At 41.3% G+C, this 17306-nt stretch carries 14 protein-coding genes; 6 read left to right on the top strand and 8 right to left on the bottom strand.

From position 1 onward, the window contains the following. Window positions 1–20: 20 nt before the first annotated feature. A complete protein-coding gene (locus tag DBX24_RS06740; RefSeq protein WP_160224367.1) occupies window positions 21–620 on the top strand; it encodes an IMPACT family protein in 600 nt (199 codons plus the stop codon). A 6-nt stretch (window positions 621–626) separates the two neighbouring features. Here the strand turns inward: DBX24_RS06740 and DBX24_RS06735 are convergent, their stop codons facing one another. After that, complete coding sequence (locus DBX24_RS06735; RefSeq protein ID WP_160224366.1) at window positions 627–1337, bottom strand: zinc metallopeptidase; 711 nt, start codon at window positions 1335–1337, stop codon at window positions 627–629. Between the two features lie 475 nt (window positions 1338–1812). Between DBX24_RS06735 and DBX24_RS06730 the strand changes: the two genes are divergently transcribed. Together DBX24_RS06730 and rsgA are read left to right on the top strand one after the other, a co-directional pair. Continuing rightward, window positions 1813–2892, top strand: a complete 1080-nt coding sequence (locus DBX24_RS06730; RefSeq protein ID WP_120489390.1) for a chorismate mutase — start codon at window positions 1813–1815, stop codon at window positions 2890–2892. 9 nt (window positions 2893–2901) lie between these two features. Continuing rightward, complete coding sequence (rsgA, locus tag DBX24_RS06725; protein ID WP_120489391.1) at window positions 2902–3819, top strand: ribosome small subunit-dependent GTPase A; 918 nt, start codon at window positions 2902–2904, stop codon at window positions 3817–3819. A gap of 4 nt (window positions 3820–3823) precedes the next feature. On the opposite strand, the gene hisS is transcribed toward rsgA, so the two are convergent. From hisS to DBX24_RS06710, 3 genes are all read right to left on the bottom strand, one after another. Then, entirely contained in the window at window positions 3824–5170 is a 1347-nt protein-coding gene (hisS, locus tag DBX24_RS06720; protein WP_120489392.1) for a histidine--tRNA ligase, read from the bottom strand. 149 nt (window positions 5171–5319) lie between these two features. Next, a complete protein-coding gene (locus DBX24_RS06715; RefSeq protein ID WP_120489393.1) occupies window positions 5320–6009 on the bottom strand; it encodes a YiaD family glycine zipper/OmpA-like lipoprotein in 690 nt (229 codons plus the stop codon). 43 nt (window positions 6010–6052) lie between these two features. Continuing rightward, entirely contained in the window at window positions 6053–6523 is a 471-nt protein-coding gene (locus tag DBX24_RS06710) for a lipocalin family protein (RefSeq protein ID WP_120489731.1), read from the bottom strand. A gap of 115 nt (window positions 6524–6638) precedes the next feature. Between DBX24_RS06710 and pncA the strand changes: the two genes are divergently transcribed. The 3 genes from pncA (at window position 6639) to mazG (ending at window position 9874) form a co-directional block, all read left to right on the top strand. Then, a complete protein-coding gene (gene pncA / locus DBX24_RS06705) occupies window positions 6639–7262 on the top strand; it encodes a bifunctional nicotinamidase/pyrazinamidase (protein ID WP_120489394.1) in 624 nt (207 codons plus the stop codon). A 177-nt stretch (window positions 7263–7439) separates the two neighbouring features. Beyond that, window positions 7440–8888 carry a sodium:solute symporter gene (locus DBX24_RS06700; protein WP_120489395.1) on the top strand — a complete coding sequence of 483 codons (1449 nt, stop codon included), beginning with the start codon at window positions 7440–7442 and terminating at the stop codon, window positions 8886–8888. Between the two features lie 206 nt (window positions 8889–9094). After that, complete coding sequence (gene mazG, locus DBX24_RS06695) at window positions 9095–9874, top strand: nucleoside triphosphate pyrophosphohydrolase (protein ID WP_120489396.1); 780 nt, start codon at window positions 9095–9097, stop codon at window positions 9872–9874. Window positions 9875–9940: 66 nt separating this feature from the next. On the opposite strand, the gene DBX24_RS06690 is transcribed toward mazG, so the two are convergent. The 4 genes from DBX24_RS06690 to DBX24_RS06675 form a co-directional block, all read right to left on the bottom strand. Then, the gene (locus DBX24_RS06690) at window positions 9941–11314 is read right to left on the bottom strand and encodes a tetratricopeptide repeat protein (protein ID WP_160224365.1); all 1374 of its coding nucleotides are present in this window, start codon (window positions 11312–11314) and stop codon (window positions 9941–9943) included. Between the two features lie 30 nt (window positions 11315–11344). Beyond that, window positions 11345–13888 carry a DNA gyrase subunit A gene (gene gyrA / locus DBX24_RS06685; protein WP_160224364.1) on the bottom strand — a complete coding sequence of 848 codons (2544 nt, stop codon included), beginning with the start codon at window positions 13886–13888 and terminating at the stop codon, window positions 11345–11347. 492 nt (window positions 13889–14380) lie between these two features. After that, on the bottom strand, window positions 14381–15754 hold the full coding sequence (locus DBX24_RS06680) for an NADH-quinone oxidoreductase subunit N (RefSeq protein ID WP_160224363.1): 1374 nt from the start codon (window positions 15752–15754) through the stop codon (window positions 14381–14383). A gap of 48 nt (window positions 15755–15802) precedes the next feature. Beyond that, window positions 15803–17305 (bottom strand): complex I subunit 4 family protein, encoded by a 1503-nt coding sequence (locus DBX24_RS06675; RefSeq protein ID WP_120489400.1) that lies wholly within the window; start codon window positions 17303–17305, stop codon window positions 15803–15805. Window position 17306 lies beyond the last annotated feature (1 nt).

Here is a 17306-nt window from a genome sequence, read left to right as displayed (position 1 = left end):
CTTAAAACTCTACCCCAAAAGTGCATCAGTACAACAGCATAAAATCTCCCATTGAAAATACCCTTTTGAAGGAAAAAGGCAGCAAATTCATCGGCTTTGCCTACCCTGTAAATTCTGAAGAGGAGATAAAACAGCGCTTAGAAAAAATCTACGAAGATCATCCCAAAGCTACCCATCATTGCTACGCTTTCCGATTGGGGCTTAAGGGTGAAAATTACCGTGCGAATGACGATGGAGAGCCCTCAGGCAGTGCGGGCTTACCGATATTTAATCAGCTACTGGCACACGATATTACCAATGTACTGGTAGTCGTAGTGAGGTATTACGGAGGAATAAAGCTCGGTGTAGGCGGTCTTGTGAAGACCTATAAAGAATCCGCAAAGATAACGCTGGACGAAGCCGAAATCATCACAAAAGAACTGGAAACTACGATAGAAATCAGCTTTAATTATTCCCATCAAAACCTCGTCTTCACCCTTCTGAATAAATACGATGCTAAAATCCTCAACTTTGAAACTGCGGAACAGTGCCGCATAACTGCCACACTGAAATTAGCACATAAAAAAGGCATCTCGGAACAGCTCTCCGAGATGCATCATCTTTCTTATACCTTTCCCTGAGCGGGTCTAATCCCTACGCCCACCCACAAGCATAGATGCCCAGTACATCAGCTGACCGAGGGAGCCGAGCGCTGCTACTACATAGGTTCGCGCCGCCCATTTAAGGCTATCCTCCACACCTACATACTCCTCATCGGTTACCGTACCTGTATTTTTAAGCCATTTCATCGCTCTCTTGCTCGCATCATACTCCACAGGAAGGGTGATGAATGCAAAAAGAGTAGTTACAGCAAACAATGCAACTCCGATTGCCAATACTAAGGTATTCCCCTGCGGATTTTCTATTGTTCGAGTACCAATCATCGTAGCAATACCTGCCATTATGACAAACTGAGAAAGAGTTGAGCTAATATTCACCATCGGGACGAGTTTAGACCTCAACTGAAGCATAGAATAGCCCACAGCGTGCTGTACTGCGTGCCCTACCTCGTGAGCAGCCACCGCCGCGGCAGCAGCATTCCTCTCTGTATATACAGCTTCGGACAAATTGACAGTCTTATCCATCGGATTATAATGATCCGTAAGCTGACCTTGTACAGAAATGACCTTTACATCATAAATTCCATTATCGCGAAGCATCTTTTCAGCGACTTCCTTTCCCGACATACCATTCCTCAGATATACCTGTGAATAATACTGAAACTTAGACTTTAAACGAGACGATACCCACCAGCTCGCGAGCATCGTAAGACCAATAATTACATAATATCCTAACATATTTTCTATTTTTTCTCCCCCTCCTTTTGTAAAAACTATGCCAGCCGTAGCACGGCAGGCTCTTAGACACACCTTGCAGGTGGCGCGCTTATCCATTGCGTGGGGAGCACACCTTGCAGGTGAGGCGCTTAGCTAACTCATTAACACGAGGGACACTTACCTTAAATAAAGTATCTCAATTCAGATATCTTTAAAAAATCTTCTATTCTTATCAAAAAAAGATAATTCAAATAGTACGGAAAATTCCCTCCTTGTGTTAGGAAGTTTTATTGCTGGCGTCAGGAAATAAAGTAGCTTCTGGCTATTAGCTATTGGCGGTGTGTGGTTAGTTTGTGGTAAGTGCTCCCCACGCTAGTGGGTAAGTGCCTCACCGGCTACGGTGTAAGTGTGCCACCTGCAAGGTGTGCTAAGGAGCTTGCTGCCTACAACGGTTTTATTATCTTTGCCTCCAACTTTTTAGTGCTATTGAAGGGCTATGAATTTACAGGATTTAGAAAATAATTGGATACACGAATACTCGGAGCCGCTTATTATTGCTGGTCCGTGCAGTGCAGAAAGCGAAGCACAAGTGCTGGAAACAGCAAGGAGGATAAAAGAAACAGGAGCAAGCGTGCCTGTATTCCGTGCAGGAATATGGAAACCGCGAACAAAGCCCAACGGATTTGAAGGGGTAGGAGCCATCGGTCTGGGTTGGCTGAAAAAGGTAAAGGAAGAATTCGGATTTAAAACCGCAACCGAAGTGGCGAATGCCCACCATATAGAAGCCGCTCTGGAAGCCGATATAGATATACTCTGGATAGGTGCGCGCTCTACGGTAAACCCCTTCACGGTGCAGGAAATAGCTTCAGCACTTCGCGGGACGGATAAAATCATCCTCGTGAAGAATCCTGTAAATCCTGACTTAGCCCTGTGGATAGGTGCTTTGGAAAGGCTACTCGGGCAGGGAGTAAAGAATATCGGAGTGATACATCGAGGCTTCTCCTCATACCAGAAAACAAAGTACAGAAATACGCCCAACTGGCAAATTGCCCTTGATTTTAAGAGGGAATACCCAAACATCCCCATCATTGTAGACCCATCGCATATCTGCGGTAACCGAACGGGGCTGGCAGGCATTACCCAAGAGGCGTTAAATGTAGGCTATCAAGGGGCAATGATAGAGACCCACAGCAGCCCAGATGATGCGTGGAGCGATGCTCAGCAGCAGATAACTCCAGAGGTCTTAGCGGCGCTCATCAGCCAGCTGAAAGTAAGGAAAACAGATATTTCAGGCTATGAGAAAGAGCTGGAAAACCACCGTACATTAATCTCGGATATAGATTTCCAACTAATGGAACTCCTGCGCAGTAGAATGAAAATATCGGAGAAAATTGGAGCGCTGAAAAAGGAGAATAATATCGCAATCTTCCAGCCTGATAGATGGAAAATCATTACTGAATATGCTGCTGCAAAGGCACTGGAAACGGGATTGTCCCAAGACTTTATAGAAAAAATCTTTAAGGCGATACACGAAGCATCCATAGAGGTGCAAAACAGTATAATGATAAAGCAATAATCTAAAAACTTGAAAGGCTTAGTAATAAAATCAACAGGGAGCTGGTATCAGGTCTTGGAGCACGATACCCACACTGTATATGAGGCGAGGATAAGAGGGAAATTTAAAATGCTAAAAAACCGACTGACCAATCCCCTCGCTGTAGGAGATATCGTAGAGTTTCAGCTGGAGCAGGATCATATTGCGTGGATAACGAAGATAGAAGCAAGGAAGAACTACCTCATCCGAAAGTCTGTAAACCTCTCCAAAGAATCGCACATCATCGCCTCTAATATAGATATTGCCTGCTTTATCTTCACCTTGAAATTCCCAGAAACTTCACTCGGCTTTTTAGACAGATTCCTTGCCTGCTGTGAGGCATACAACATAAAGCCCCTCATCCTCTTTAATAAAACCGATACACTGAATGATGAGGAGCTCAGCCTCCTATCCGAAGTAGCGAGTATCTACGAAAGTATCGGCTATGAAACCCTGCAAACTTCATCTGTATCCAAAGAGAATTTGGATATTCTGCAAGGACTTATTAAGGATAAAATATCGGTGTTTTTCGGTCATTCGGGTTGTGGTAAATCTACTTTGGTTAATGCCCTTCAGCCTGACTTAAATCTTAAAACGGGAGAAATCTCAGATGCACACCTCAAAGGCAAACACACCACTACTTTTGCTCAGATGCACTTCTGGAAGTTTGGAGGGAGCGTGATAGATACCCCTGGAGTAAGGGAGTTTGCAATGATAGATGTAACGAAGGAAGAGATACAGCACTTTTTCCCTGAAATCTTTGAAAGCGGAAGGGAGTGTAAGTTTCACAACTGCCTGCACATCAATGAACCGAAATGTGCTGTACTTGCTCAAGTAGAAACGGGACTCATCTCTGAATCCCGCTATATAACTTACCTCAAACTAATGGAAGAGGCAGAAGAAGTCTAAACTCTTAACCCCAAAATTCGGATAGAGGAAGCTCCCTCTGCTCACCTGTTTGCTGGTTTTTTATGGTAACTGTATTGTTTTGAATCTCCTTATCGCCTACGAAAACTAAATTCTTCACCCCTCTTTTCTCGCTATAAGTGAAGAATTTCTTCATTTTTCCTGCTTCTGGGTAGAGCTCAGCGCTTATGCCTTTTTTCCTTAGTTCAGCGATGATTCTCTGTGCCACAAGAGCTTCTTCATCCCCATAATTAGCAAAGAGATACTCGATATTATCATCCATTATATCCTCTGGAAATAGGTTGAGCTCCTCGAGGGCGAGGTAGATTCTGTCCAATCCGAAAGAGATCCCAATACCAGGGATATTCTTCACATCAAAAATCTCTGTAAGGTTATTGTATCTTCCTCCACCACCTATGGAGCCGAGCTCTATGCCTTCTGCCTTTACCTCAAAGATTGCCCCAGTGTAGTAATCCAGTCCTCTGGCAAGGGTAATGTCAAACACGAGTTCCTGTTCTATCCCTAAGGCTTTGCAATGTTTTAAGACAAATTCCAGCTCTTCTATGCCTGCTTTCCCCATCTCTGAGGACTCAAAATTGCATTTTAATAGCGCTAAGACTTCCGTTTGAGACTTCCCTCCGAAAAGGAAATCTAATTTCTCTATCGCTTGCTGGGGGATATTCTTCTCTTGAAGTTCCTTTATAACGCCTTCTTTTCCGATTTTATCGAGCTTGTCTAAGGCAATGGTGAAATCGATGAGCTGATGAGAAATACCTGCATAATCTGCCAATCCAGAGAGGATTTTTCTGTTATTAATATGGATTTTCACAGGTAATTTAAGGTCATTGAAAGATTTTAAATACAGCTGAATTAAATCTATCTCCTGCCAAAGGCTTTCGCTACCTACGATATCTGCATCACACTGATAAAACTCTCTGAAACGCCCTTTTGCAGGTCTATCTGCCCTCCAAACGGGTTGAATCTGATAGCGCTTAAAGGGGAATGTGAGCTTGCCGTGGTTCATTGCAATAAACCGGGCGAAAGGTACGGTAAGATCATACCGAAGTGCCTTCTCAGATATTTTAGAGGTGAGCTTTTGGGAGTTTTTTTCTGCCCAATCTTCATCGGAGACCTTTGCCACATAATCTCCTGAGTTCAGAATTTTAAAAATGAGTCTGTCGCCCTCCTCACCGTATTTTCCTGTAAGTGTAGAGAGGTTTTCAAAGCTCGGAGTTTCTAATGGCTGAAAGCCAAAAAGCTCAAAATTCTTCTGCAATATCTCTATAATATATTTCCTTTTGGCTACTTCCGAAGCCGTAAAGTCTCTGGTTCCTCTTGCTAAAGATGGTTTCATTTTATCTGAATAATTAGTTGCAAAAATAAGAACATTCCGTAATAAAACCTTGTACCTGCTAGAATAATGAAAAGAAGAGATACTTCTTTCAAAAAAGTACTCCTCTACAAATAGAGGAGTAATAATATCATTGTTATTTTAATACCTTATTAGTTACCGCTATGAGCATCATTAATCATATCTTGATTTGCGGTGATGGCAAATTCTACGCGTCTGTTTTGTGCTCTTCCTGATTCAGTATCATTAGTTGCTACAGGATTGCTCTCTCCCATTCCAGTAGCGATCATTCTGCTAGAAGAAATTCCTTTGGAAGAAAGGTAAGACTTCACTGCATTTGCTCTTCTCTCAGATAATGCAAGATTATAAGAATCTGAGCCCTTACTATCGGTATGACCATAAATATTGATATTGGTATCTGGATTATTTTTGAGGACTTTTGCAAGTTTATCGAGATTTGTTTTTGCAGCAGAAGTAAGATTAGAGGAATCGAAAGCAAAGTTTACAATATTTTCTTTCATTGTTACTTTAATACCCTCTCCCACTCTTTCTACTTCTGCACCTGGTAGGGTTTCTTTTATCTCCTTCGCCTGCTTATCCATCTTTCTACCAATGACATTACCTGCTGCACCACCCACTACTGCACCGAGTACAGCACCAAGTTCAGAATTCTTACCACTTCCAACATTATTTCCTATCACTGCTCCTAATACTGCTCCTGTAGCAGCTCCTATCGCAGTACCTTTTTGTTGATTATTCGCATTTTGTACAGATTCACAGCTCGATAATAATAATGCTGAACCTAAGAATACAGATGCCACTTTTATTTTACTAATATTCATTTTTATGATTTTTAAAATTAATTATTAAATACTTTCCTAATTTCTAATTTGTCTTTTGGAAGTTATAAACGATTCTTACACCGCTTACATTCTGTTCTAAGCTAAAGGAAGTATCGGTTTGGTCGAGGAGATAGAGAGAGTATCCTGCTATATTGTCCTTAGCCTTGGTTCCCTCTACTATTTTTTTAAACTTAAACTCTGCACCATCCACAAGCTCAAACTTTATAACTCTGGAAAACGATGGGCAACGGCCTTCACCAAGGAGCGCATAGGTACCAGAGTAGTTATTGGGCACCAATTTCCATTGACTACCGACGAAGCACTGCGCATCAATGCCTTCATCAAAAGGTTTTACACGATAATTATGGTCATAATCCACGCTTGTAATCTGCCAATTGCCTTTGAGCTTTGCAAAGTCTGTCTTATTCTTTTTATTCTGTGCTATTTTTGTAGGCGAGCAAGATGCTACCGCCAACGCAGAGCCCAAAGCTCCTATTAGAAATAAGTTTTTCATAATTCTTGAATTTAATTTGCTGTAGTCTATCAAAACCGTGCCAATTTAATGCAAATGTCGGTGTTTTTTCAATAAAATCATTACCTTTGAGCGTTTAAATAATAAATTTTTCATTATGAAAAAGGCATTAATTGTAGTAGATGTGCAGAATGATTTCTGCAAAGGAGGTGCATTAGCTGTACCTGGTGCGAATGAAATTATACCCTATATTAATACCCTTATAAAAAGGAATGATTATGATGAAATTATCTTTACTCAGGACTGGCATCCTGCTCATCATAAGAGTTTTGCATCTAATAATGATAAGAAGGTGGGCGATATTATCTCGCTAAATGGTACCCCTCAGATAATGTGGCCAAAGCATTGTGTGCAGGGGAGCTTTGGGGCGAAATTTCATAAGGATTTGGATACCAGTAAAGCTACCCATATTATAAAAAAAGGCACTCACCCTGAATTTGATTCCTATTCTGCGTTTCAGGATAATCATAGGTTTATGAAAACGGATTTGGATGATTATTTGAGATCAAAAGGGATAAAAACAATAGAAATTGCTGGTCTGGCGCTGGACTACTGTGTAAAATATACCTGTTTAGATGCTCTGGAAAACGGCTACACAACCTATCTACATACTGCGGGAACCCGTGCAGTAAATATAAATCCCCAAAATGGTAAAGAAACCCTTGATCTCCTTCTAAATAAAGGAGTATATACTATAGACAATATAAACTGTACACCTTAGTTAGCGAACTATGAGTACAAATGCTAAATAATTTTTACAATACAGGTGATTTGGGATTGTATTATAATTGTTTTACTCAGTATTGCAATAAATACCTCCTGCACTATTACAAATGATTTTATTTGATGTTATGTATCATTCATTATATTTGTGGGCTTTAAAAAAATAAGATTAAGAATGGCTACAAAACTTTTTTTATTCATTATTATAGCCTACTTTGCCCTCCTGCTGTGGGTAGCGTATCGCACTGGGAAAGGGAGTGATAACGATAGCTTCTTCATAGGAAACCGAAAGAGTAACTGGATGCTCGTAGCGTTTGGTATGATAGGGACTTCGCTCTCTGGAGTAACCTTTGTGAGCGTACCAGGCTTCGTGGGGAAGGACAATTTTGGGTATTTGCAAATCACGATAGGCTATGTGATCGGATATATCACGATAGCGTATGTACTCTTGCCGCTTTATTATCGCTTGAAACTGACTTCGATTTACGGCTACCTCCAGCAGCGAATGGGGCAGCTCTCGTATAAATCCGGTGCTTGGATATTCATTGTTTCTCGCTTGGTAGGGGCTACGGCGAGACTTTTTCTCGTAGTAAATATCCTGCAAGTGAGCATTCTTGATAGCTTGGGTGTACCGTTTATTGCAACAACGCTCGCCATCCTCACGATGATTATCCTCTATACTTATGAGGGAGGCGTAAAGACCATCGTCTGGACCGATACCCTGCAAACGACTTGTATGCTTCTCGGATTGGTGATTTGTACTTATTATATGCTGAGCCACCTTGATATTAACTTTGGCGAGAGCCTTAGGATGATGAGCGAGAAGGGCTATACGAGGGTCTTCAATACCGATATAAACTCTGCGGGCTTCTTCGTGAAGCAGGTTCTTGCTGGGGCGTTTATCACCCTTACAATGACGGGGATAGACCAAGAGATGATGCAGAAATCTCTCTCCGTAACCAGCCTAAAAGATAGCCAAAAGAATATGGTAAGCCTTGGGTTTATCTTGTTTGGCGTTATCTTGCTCTTCCTCTATATGGGGGGGCTGCTGTACCTCTTCGGAGCGCAGGAAGGAATAGAGGCTACGGGGGATAAACTCTTCCCAGAAATTGCGCTCAACCATATGCCGTTCTATATTTCTATTATATTTCTTATTGCTCTGATTTCGGCGCTCTTCCCCAGTGCCGATGGCGCGATGACGGCGCTTACATCCTCGCTCTGCATAGATGTATTTGGGCTAAACGACAAGAGCTGGGAGGCAAAGCAAAAGGAAAAATTTAGGAAGAAGGTTCACCTTTGGGTCGCTTTTTCTTTCCTGATGATGGTTCTCCTCTTTAAATGGATAGATGATAATTCAATGATTGGCCTTATCCTTAAACTCGCGGGCTTTACTTATGGCCCACTGCTGGGTCTCTTTGCATTTGGCATCTTTACTCGCTATAAAGTGAAAGACCGTCTTGTGCCTTATGTGTGTATTGCTTCGCCAGTGATTTCGTTTGTTATAGATAAGTATCAGGGCTTTCTTTTTGGTGATTTTAGGATTGGTTTGGAGCTGCTTATCATTAATGGAATGCTGACTTTTATCGGTTTATGGATGATTAGCGACGGAAAAGTAACGAAATAAAAAAATAAGGGGGCAATGCTCCCTTATTTTGTGGGGTTTGTGGTGTAAAAATGATGGTAAATAGTGCTTATGCAAAGATTTTTGCAAATTCTATCTTCATTTTTGTTTAAAATCAAAAGTTTTTGCTCTTATATTCTCTATCTCTTTTCCCTTTGGAGGAAGCAGGTGAGAAATTGTACTTTTGAGGCATAAAAATCATCTCAGAAATGAATACAAAACAAGAGAAAATAGAGGCTTTTGGGCGATTATTAGACATAATGGATGAGCTTAGAGAAAAATGCCCTTGGGATAGGAAACAAACCCTGCAAACACTGAGGCATCTCACCCTTGAAGAGACCTATGAACTGACCGATGCACTCCTAAACGAAGACCTCCCAGAGATAAAAAAAGAGCTCGGAGATGTACTCCTCCACCTTATATTTTATTCTAAAATAGCTTCAGAGAAAAAAGCCTTTGATATTGCTGATGTAATCAACTCCTTAAATGAAAAACTCATCTTCCGCCATCCACATATATATGCTGATACTCAAGTTTCAGACGAAGAAGAAGTAAAACAAAACTGGGAAAAGCTCAAACTAAAAGAGGGAAATAAATCCATACTCTCTGGGGTTCCAAAAGGCTTGCCCAGCCTTATAAAAGCCTATAGAATTCAGGATAAAGTGCGAGGTGTAGGTTTTGACTTCCCCAATGCGGATGAAGCCTGGCAAAAAGTGGAAGAAGAAATCCGCGAGATGAAAGCCGAGACCGATACTCAAAAGAAAGAAGAAGAGCTTGGAGATGTTTTATTCTCTATTATTAATTATTCACGGATTGCAGGGATTAATCCAGATGCAGCTTTAGAGCGAACCAACGCTAAGTTTATCTCCCGCTTTCAGGAAATGGAAAAATTAGCTGCTGATAAGCGCATCAGCCTTGCTGACCAGCCTCTCCCTCTCCTCGATGAGCTTTGGAATACCGCAAAACAAAGGCTGAAGGATAAAGCTTAAATCCAAAAATAGAAGAGAGGTAAATCACTACCTCTCTTCCTCCATTAAATTTTATATACAATAAGATTATTTCTTCATTGATTCTTCCTTAGCTCTAAATTCCTTAGCCTTAGCCTCATTTTTCAACGAAGTATAAAGCCCTTTCAGCTGAGAAACCGCATCTATACTGTTAGGATCTGACTCGTACCACTTTTCTGCATACGGAAGCGCTTCTGCTAATCTCTTTCTCCTTGCTTCAATCACTTTGTTGGCCGCTTCTATCTTGCCAGATTTCCTCAGTTTGTTGTACTCGTCTATCGTTTTCTCATCGTCTCCAATAGTTACATACACTAAATTCTGCCAAGCATTTGCAAACTTAGGATCCAGCTCTACAGCCTTTTTAAAATAACCGAGTGCCTCTTCCTGCTTCGCAGGGTCTTTGCTTACCATTACCCCGAGGTTATACCAAGCATCTTTATCCTTCGGATTTTGCTCCAGCGTTTGTTTTAATGATGCAATAAACTCCTCTGTTTTACCAGACTTATAATAAGCAAGCCCCTTAGAGTTATTAAGTTTTACATTCTTAGGGAATTTTTTCAGTCCCTTATCTGCATAGACAATTGCCTCATCATATCTATCATTTTCAGATAGAAGACCTACAAGCGTTTCATAGAGCTCTTCCTCTACACTTTTAGTAACTTCAGTTTTGAAGTCTGTATAATCTCCTCCCGCAGCTTTCTTTAAGAGCTCCCAAGAGTTTTTATCAAGGTTTTCTACCTCATTGGTCTTTTTATTTTTTGCTAAATATCGTGTTTCTACTCCTGTATAGCCAGAATCTATCAGATATTTATACGAATTAATCGCATTGGTATGATCCTTAGCCAAAGCATAGGTAATAGCTGAATAATACAAATACTGCTTATTGTCTTGCCCCACAGCTTTTAGCAGGTTATAGACTTCCGCAAACTTAGGAGCTGCCTTTGCATAATCTTTTGCATTATAGGCATCCATTGCTGCTTTATTCGCTGCTTGAAGAGATGGGTTCAGTATCTCTCCGAGTTTTGATGCATATTCGGGGCTATAAGTTTCTTCTTTCAGATTATTAAGCCCTGATTGCTTAGCGGCATCCATACCTACGAAATACAGTTTTTGCTTACCGTTTTTACCTACATAGATTTTAGATTTTCCCAGTTCGCCTATTTTCCCAAGTAGTTCTGCTCCCTGCTGAACATTCCCAGTTCTGAACAATGCCAATCCCTTAGCATAATAGTATTTTTCTAATAGAGAAGGTTCTAAAACAGTAGTATCATTTCCAAAAGCAGCTTCTGCTTCGCTTATCTTTGCTAATGCTCCAGCAGCATCACCTGTATCTACGGATTTTACAGCCGCTGAGATTTCCTTTTTCTGTGCAAATGCTAATGATGTAGCTATGATTGCCAGACTTAAAATTACTTTTCTCATTGTATAAAGATTTTATGTTTTTAAATTGATTTATTCTGCACTTTCGCTATTCAGATTTTCAGTAGAATCAGAGGTTTGTCCTGTATTTTCTACGGCTTCATTTCCTTCTCCATCTTCCACATCTCTGTCCATTTCTACTTTTGCAATGGCTGCAATCGCATCATTATTTTTCAGGTTAATGACTTTCACACCCTGAGTATTTCTACCCATAATTCTGAGCTCATCCATACCCATTCGGATAGCAACGCCTGATTTATTAATAATCATTAATCCATCTTCATCAGTTACATTCTGAATTGCGATAAGGCTACCCGTTTTCTCGGTAATATTAAGGGTAATAACCCCTTTACCTCCTCGGTTGGTGATTCTATAATCTTCGACTGCAGAGCGTTTGCCATACCCCCTTTCGGATACTACGAGTACGGATTCTTTTTCTACATCTTCTATTGCAATCATCCCAATAACCTCGTCGCCAGCTTCCAGGGTAATGCCTCGCACACCGATAGACCCACGCCCTACTTCGCGAACGATCTCCTCTGAGAAGCGGATACATTTTCCGTTTTTGGTTGCAATCATTATCTCGGACTTTCCATCGGTTAATCTCGCACCGAGTAGCTGGTCGTTATCTCGGATTTCAATAGCATTGATACCGTTTGATCTCGGTCTGGAATATGCCTCAAGCGAAGTCTTTTTAATCGTACCGTTTTTGGTAATCATCACTACGCTCATCTGGTTTACATATTCTGTATCTTTCAAGTCATTGGTTCTGATGTATGCCTTTATCTTATCATCAGGTTCTATATTGATGAGGTTTTGTATCGCTCTTCCTTTTGCTGTTTTAGACCCTTCAGGAATTTCAAATACGCGGAGCCAGTAGCATTTCCCTTTTTCGGTAAAGAAGAGCATATACTGGTGATTGGTTGCAGAGACGATGTATTCTAAGAAGTCCTCATCTCGGGTAGCTGCAGCTTTGTTTCCTACGCCACCTCGTGATTGTATTTTGTATTCGGTAAGCGGTGTTCTCTTGATGTAGCCCGCGTGCGAAATCGTGAGTACTACGGTTTCATTTGGGATAAAGTCTTCTATGGACATTTCTCCACCTGAGAAATCTATTTCGGTTCTTCTTTCATCGCCGTATTTTTCTTTTACTTCTAAGAGTTCATCTTTAATGATTTGATACCTTCTCGGCTCATTGGAAAGGATATCTTCTAAATCTCGTATTAATGCCATAATCTCCTCGTACTCGGCACGGATTTTATCCAGCTCCATACCTGTAAGGCGAGCGAGTCTAAGGTCTAATATCGCCTGTGCCTGTATTTCTGAAAGCTCAAACTCTTGTATCAATCCTTCTTTTGCCTCCTGAGGAGTAGCCGAGTGGCGGATGATAGAAATTGCTTTATCCAAGGCATCTTGAGTAGAGATTACCTTCATAAACCCTTCAAGGATGTGGGCTCTTTCTTTGGCTTTTTTGAGTTCAAACTCTGTGCGCCTTACGACAACCTCGTGCCTGTGGTCTACAAAGTGGTGGATGATGTCTTTAAGGTTAAGCTGCTCGGGTCTTCCTTTTACGAGGGCGATATTATTCACCGAGAAGGAAGTTTGGAGCGCTGTGTATTTATAGAGCAGATTGAGAACTACATTTGGGATAGCGTCGTTTTTGAGTTCATAGACAATGCGGAGCCCTTTTCTGTCGGATTCATCGCGGATTTCGTAGATGCCAGGGATTTTATCTTCTTTTACGAGCTCGGCAGTTCGTGCAATCATCTCCGCTTTATTTACTTGGTAAGGCACTTCGGTTACGATGATGGCATTTCGGTTTCCTATCTCTTCGAAGTTGGTCTTCGCACGGAGGACGATTCTCCCTCTCCCTGTGTGGAAGGCATCTCTCACGCCATCGTATCCGTAGATAATCCCTCCCGTAGGGAAGTCTGGCGCCAGAATATGCTTCATAAGGTCGTCTATGCTAATCTCTCTGTCGTCTATATAAGCGCAGATAGCGTCTATGGATTCTGAGAGGTTGTGCGGAGCCATATTGGTTGCCATACCCACAGCGATTCCCGAAGTACCATTTACGAGCAGGTTTGGGATTTTGGTAGAGAGTACGGTAGGCTCCTGCAATCTATCGTCGTAGTTGTTTTGGAAGTCTACGGTATCTTTATCCAAGTCTGAGAGTACTTCATCGGATATTTTTTTAAGCCTCGCTTCGGTGTAACGCATAGCTGCTGGTGGGTCTCCATCCATAGAACCGAAATTACCCTGCCCGTCTACTAATGGATATCTCAGACTCCAGTCCTGCGCCATACGCACCATAGTGTCATATATAGAAGAGTCGCCGTGCGGGTGGAAATTACCCATAACCTCACCTACAATTTTTGCAGATTTCAGGTGTTTTTTATTAGAGAACACTCCCAAATCGTACATACCATAGAGCACTCTTCTGTGCACTGGTTTTAGCCCGTCTCTTACATCTGGCAGCGCCCTTGAAACAATTACCGACATAGAATAATCTATGTAAGATGACTTCATTTCATCTACAATATTAATCGGTATTAGTCTTTCTCCTTCTTTATGCATAAATAAAGTTTATTTTAATACGAAAAATTAGTGTGCTAAAATACGAAAAAATAATAAAACAGCGGTAAGTTTAGGCTATAAGCAATAGGCTGCAGGCAGTAAGCAATAAAAAGCCTCTTTCAAAGTAGTTTTCCTTTCTGTCACCATATAACAATATCCTCGTAAAGGCCGTAAGCCGTACGCAGCAGGCAATAAATGGTAAAAATATCCTCTCAAAGTAGTTTTTCACTCCATCCCGGTACCAGAAACTCTTAGCAGGGTGTCCCGATACTAGGACACCTTCGCAAAGTAGTTTTCAGTATTTCTGGTATATGCTAATAAGCATTATAGACAGTAGATGGCAGCTAGCAATTAGCGACTGGCTACTAGGTTTTGGCGGTGGGTGGTTAGTTAAAAGTTCTCCACGCAGTTTAAGTGCATCACCTGCAAGGTGTGCCTGCTGTGCTACGGCTAAGTGCTCCCCAGGCAGTGGGTGCATCACCGGCTACGGTGTTAGTGAATTTTAGCAAAAAGGTCAGGATAGATACCTATACCGATAATCAGTAAAATAATCAGTAGAGAGAGAAGATTGTAAGTAAAACTCACCCTCTCGGAAGTATTAAATGATGATTCTTTTGCAAAGAACATAGAGATAATCAGCCTTAGGTAATACGCAATAGAGAGTGCAGAACCTACCACAGCAACTACTACCAGAAATGGTGCTACGCCAATCGCTTGTGCGAATATCCCAAACTTCCCTATAAAGCCAGCGGTAAGCGGTACTCCAGCCATAGAAAATAAAGAGACAGCAGTAACGAGAGCGAGTAGAGGTTCGGTCTTTGCCAAGCCTCGAAAAGCTTCGTAGGAGGTTTCTCGTTTTATTTTTTCTACCCAAATCAGGCACATAAATACCCCAATGGTGGAAAGTGAATACGCAAAAAGATAGAATGCCAATACCCCTACCGAGAGGTTATTAAACCCAAAGAATACCATCGCTATATATCCTGCGTGAGATACGGAGGAATAGGCAAGCATTCTCTTGGCATTGGTCTGTGCAAGCCCCATAATATTTGAGAGCAGAAGTGTGATAATCACAAGCACACCGATAATATTAATCCAACTTGGAGCGATACCGATAAACGCAGTAGTCATCAGCTTAAAGAAAGCACCAAATGCAGAGATTTTAACTACACTCGCCATAAAGGAAGTAATGAGGGATGGCGCACCTTGATAGACATCTGGCGACCAAGTATGGAAGGGTGCCAATGAAGTCTTAAACGCCAAAGCAACAAGCATAAGCACAGCTCCGAGTATGAACATTGTATCATTAGCATTCTCAGTACTCAACTGAGCGATTTGATGGATATCAAAGCTACCTGTAGCACCATAAACGAGGGCTACACCAAACATAAGGAAACCCGTAGCAAAGGCACCCATAAGAAAATATTTGAGGGCTGCTTCTATCGAGCGCAAGTCGGTCTTACTACTCCCCGCCATTACATAAAGCGGTATGGAGAGAATTTCTATACCTAAGAAGAGTACCGTCATATTCTCAAAACCGAAAAGGATAATCCCCCCACAAAGAGCAAAAAGCATAAGGGCATAGAGCTCGGACTGATGACTTCTGTGATTGCTCAATGCAAAGCCCCCAAGGAAAAAGATAAGCGTAGTAATGATGATGGCTATCCTTGTAAACAGCGCTGCCGTTTCATCATAAATATACATTGACTGATACTTCGCGAAGAATGAACACTCGGGCTGGAAACTCACAACCAAAGCAAACAAAAGCCCCGCAATACCAATATATCTGGAAAACTTACCTCGCCCCGATGTTCCTGAAAATAATACCACAATGGCCGTAAGAAAAACTATAATAAGTGTACTCATTTCTTTAATTTAAATTTAAAACTACGATAGGTCTTTAAGATTATGATATTAGTTCATTTTAGGTAAGGTGAGATAGATGTACTCGATAGAGCTATCTACCATATTCAGTACAGGCTGAGGATAGACTCCCATCACGATAACAAATACCGAAAGCGTAGCCAAAACGATGAGTTCTACACCCGAAATATCCTTAGCGGTAGCCAGCACCTCATCATTCCCCTTGCCAAACATTGTCTTAGCATAAAACCTCAGTAAATAAGCTGCTGCTAAAATAACCGTAATACCTGCAATAACTCCCATAAGGGCATTATAATCAAATACAGATTTTATAAGGATAAACTCACCGATAAAACCATTGGTGAGCGGTACGCCCAGTGAACCAAAAAGGATAATCATAAACACAACAGCGAACTTCGGTGCTACCCTTGCAAAGCCACCCATTTGATTAATATCTCTTGTATTAAACCTTTTGTAGAGGATATCTGCACAGTAGAAAAGCCCTACCACATTTAAACCGTGAGCAAAAGCCATTACCATAGCTCCCTCGCCTCCTTCAGTAGTAAAGTTTCCATTGGCACTCAGTATGGCAGAAGCAAAAAGCCCCGCCGTTAATAAACCGATATGCGAAAGAGAGGAGAAAGCAATAATCCTCTTGGCATCGTTTTGTACGATTGCGATTAAAGCACCATAGAGCACTCCAATGACCGCTAAGACCACAACGATACCCCCAGAAACACCTGCAATAGCATCTGGTGTAATCGGTAAAAGATACCTAAGCACACCGAATACCGCCATCTTTAGCATAATCCCCGAGAGGAGCATAGAACCCTGAGTAGGCGAATAAGTATAGGTATCCGCCTGCCAAGAATGGAAAGGAAATACAGGTAGCTTCACTGCAAAAGCAAAGAAGATAAACCAGAATACCAAGTTCTGCTGATTGATATCAAGAGTAGTATTATACAAATCTGTAAGAGCAAAAGATGCTGTATCAGGGAGCGCATAAAGATATACCAAACCCGCTAACATAAAGAGAGACCCCACAAATGTAAATACGAAAAACTTGGTTGTAAAACGGGGATTCTTATCTGCCTGCCCCCATATACCTGCAATAAACCAGATAGGGATTAAGGTAATCTCCCAGAAAGCATAGAAAATAATTCCATCTAATGCTGTGAAAACTCCCACTAAACCAAACTGCATTAATAAAATCAGCGCATAGAAAGAGTTCCTGTATGATTTTTCTTCATTAAAAGAAGAAAGGATAATAAGCGGAACGAGGATATTGGTAAGGAGGAGCATAAGCATACTCATTCCATCAATACCGAAATGTATGCTGCTTTTTATGAAGTTAGACCACGGATACTGGATTTCATATTGCAGTGCTGAATCTACCGTAGGAGTAGCATCAAAGCTGCAAAGCATACAAAAGCTGAGAACTAACTGAACGAGAGCTATACCCAAAGCAAAATACTTAGCGGCTGCATTTTTAGACGCGAAAATAAATCCTGAACCTATAAGAGGTATGAGTAGTAATGCTAATAACTGATACATT

Source organism: Bergeyella cardium (assembly GCF_009914665.1).
Lineage (GTDB): Bacteria > Bacteroidota > Bacteroidia > Flavobacteriales > Weeksellaceae > Bergeyella_A > Bergeyella_A cardium.
This window is presented reverse-complemented; position numbering and strand designations above follow the sequence as displayed.

What these genes read in the sequence shown, in the direction of transcription:
- DBX24_RS06735 (WP_160224366.1), bottom strand. Translation starts at nt 1,337, where the DNA reads ATGTTAGGATATTATGTAATTATTGGTCTTACGATGCTCGCGAGCTGG.
- DBX24_RS06730 (WP_120489390.1), top strand. Translation starts at nt 1,813, where the DNA reads ATGAATTTACAGGATTTAGAAAATAATTGGATACACGAATACTCGGAG.
- hisS (WP_120489392.1), bottom strand. Translation starts at nt 5,170, where the DNA reads ATGAAACCATCTTTAGCAAGAGGAACCAGAGACTTTACGGCTTCGGAA.
- DBX24_RS06715 (WP_120489393.1), bottom strand. Translation starts at nt 6,009, where the DNA reads ATGAATATTAGTAAAATAAAAGTGGCATCTGTATTCTTAGGTTCAGCA.
- DBX24_RS06710 (WP_120489731.1), bottom strand. Translation starts at nt 6,523, where the DNA reads ATGAAAAACTTATTTCTAATAGGAGCTTTGGGCTCTGCGTTGGCGGTA.
- pncA (WP_120489394.1), top strand. Translation starts at nt 6,639, where the DNA reads ATGAAAAAGGCATTAATTGTAGTAGATGTGCAGAATGATTTCTGCAAA.
- DBX24_RS06700 (WP_120489395.1), top strand. Translation starts at nt 7,440, where the DNA reads ATGGCTACAAAACTTTTTTTATTCATTATTATAGCCTACTTTGCCCTC.
- mazG (WP_120489396.1), top strand. Translation starts at nt 9,095, where the DNA reads ATGAATACAAAACAAGAGAAAATAGAGGCTTTTGGGCGATTATTAGAC.
- DBX24_RS06690 (WP_160224365.1), bottom strand. Translation starts at nt 11,314, where the DNA reads ATGAGAAAAGTAATTTTAAGTCTGGCAATCATAGCTACATCATTAGCA.
- gyrA (WP_160224364.1), bottom strand. Translation starts at nt 13,888, where the DNA reads ATGCATAAAGAAGGAGAAAGACTAATACCGATTAATATTGTAGATGAA.
- DBX24_RS06680 (WP_160224363.1), bottom strand. Translation starts at nt 15,754, where the DNA reads ATGAGTACACTTATTATAGTTTTTCTTACGGCCATTGTGGTATTATTT.
- DBX24_RS06675 (WP_120489400.1), bottom strand. Translation starts at nt 17,305, where the DNA reads ATGTATCAGTTATTAGCATTACTACTCATACCTCTTATAGGTTCAGGA.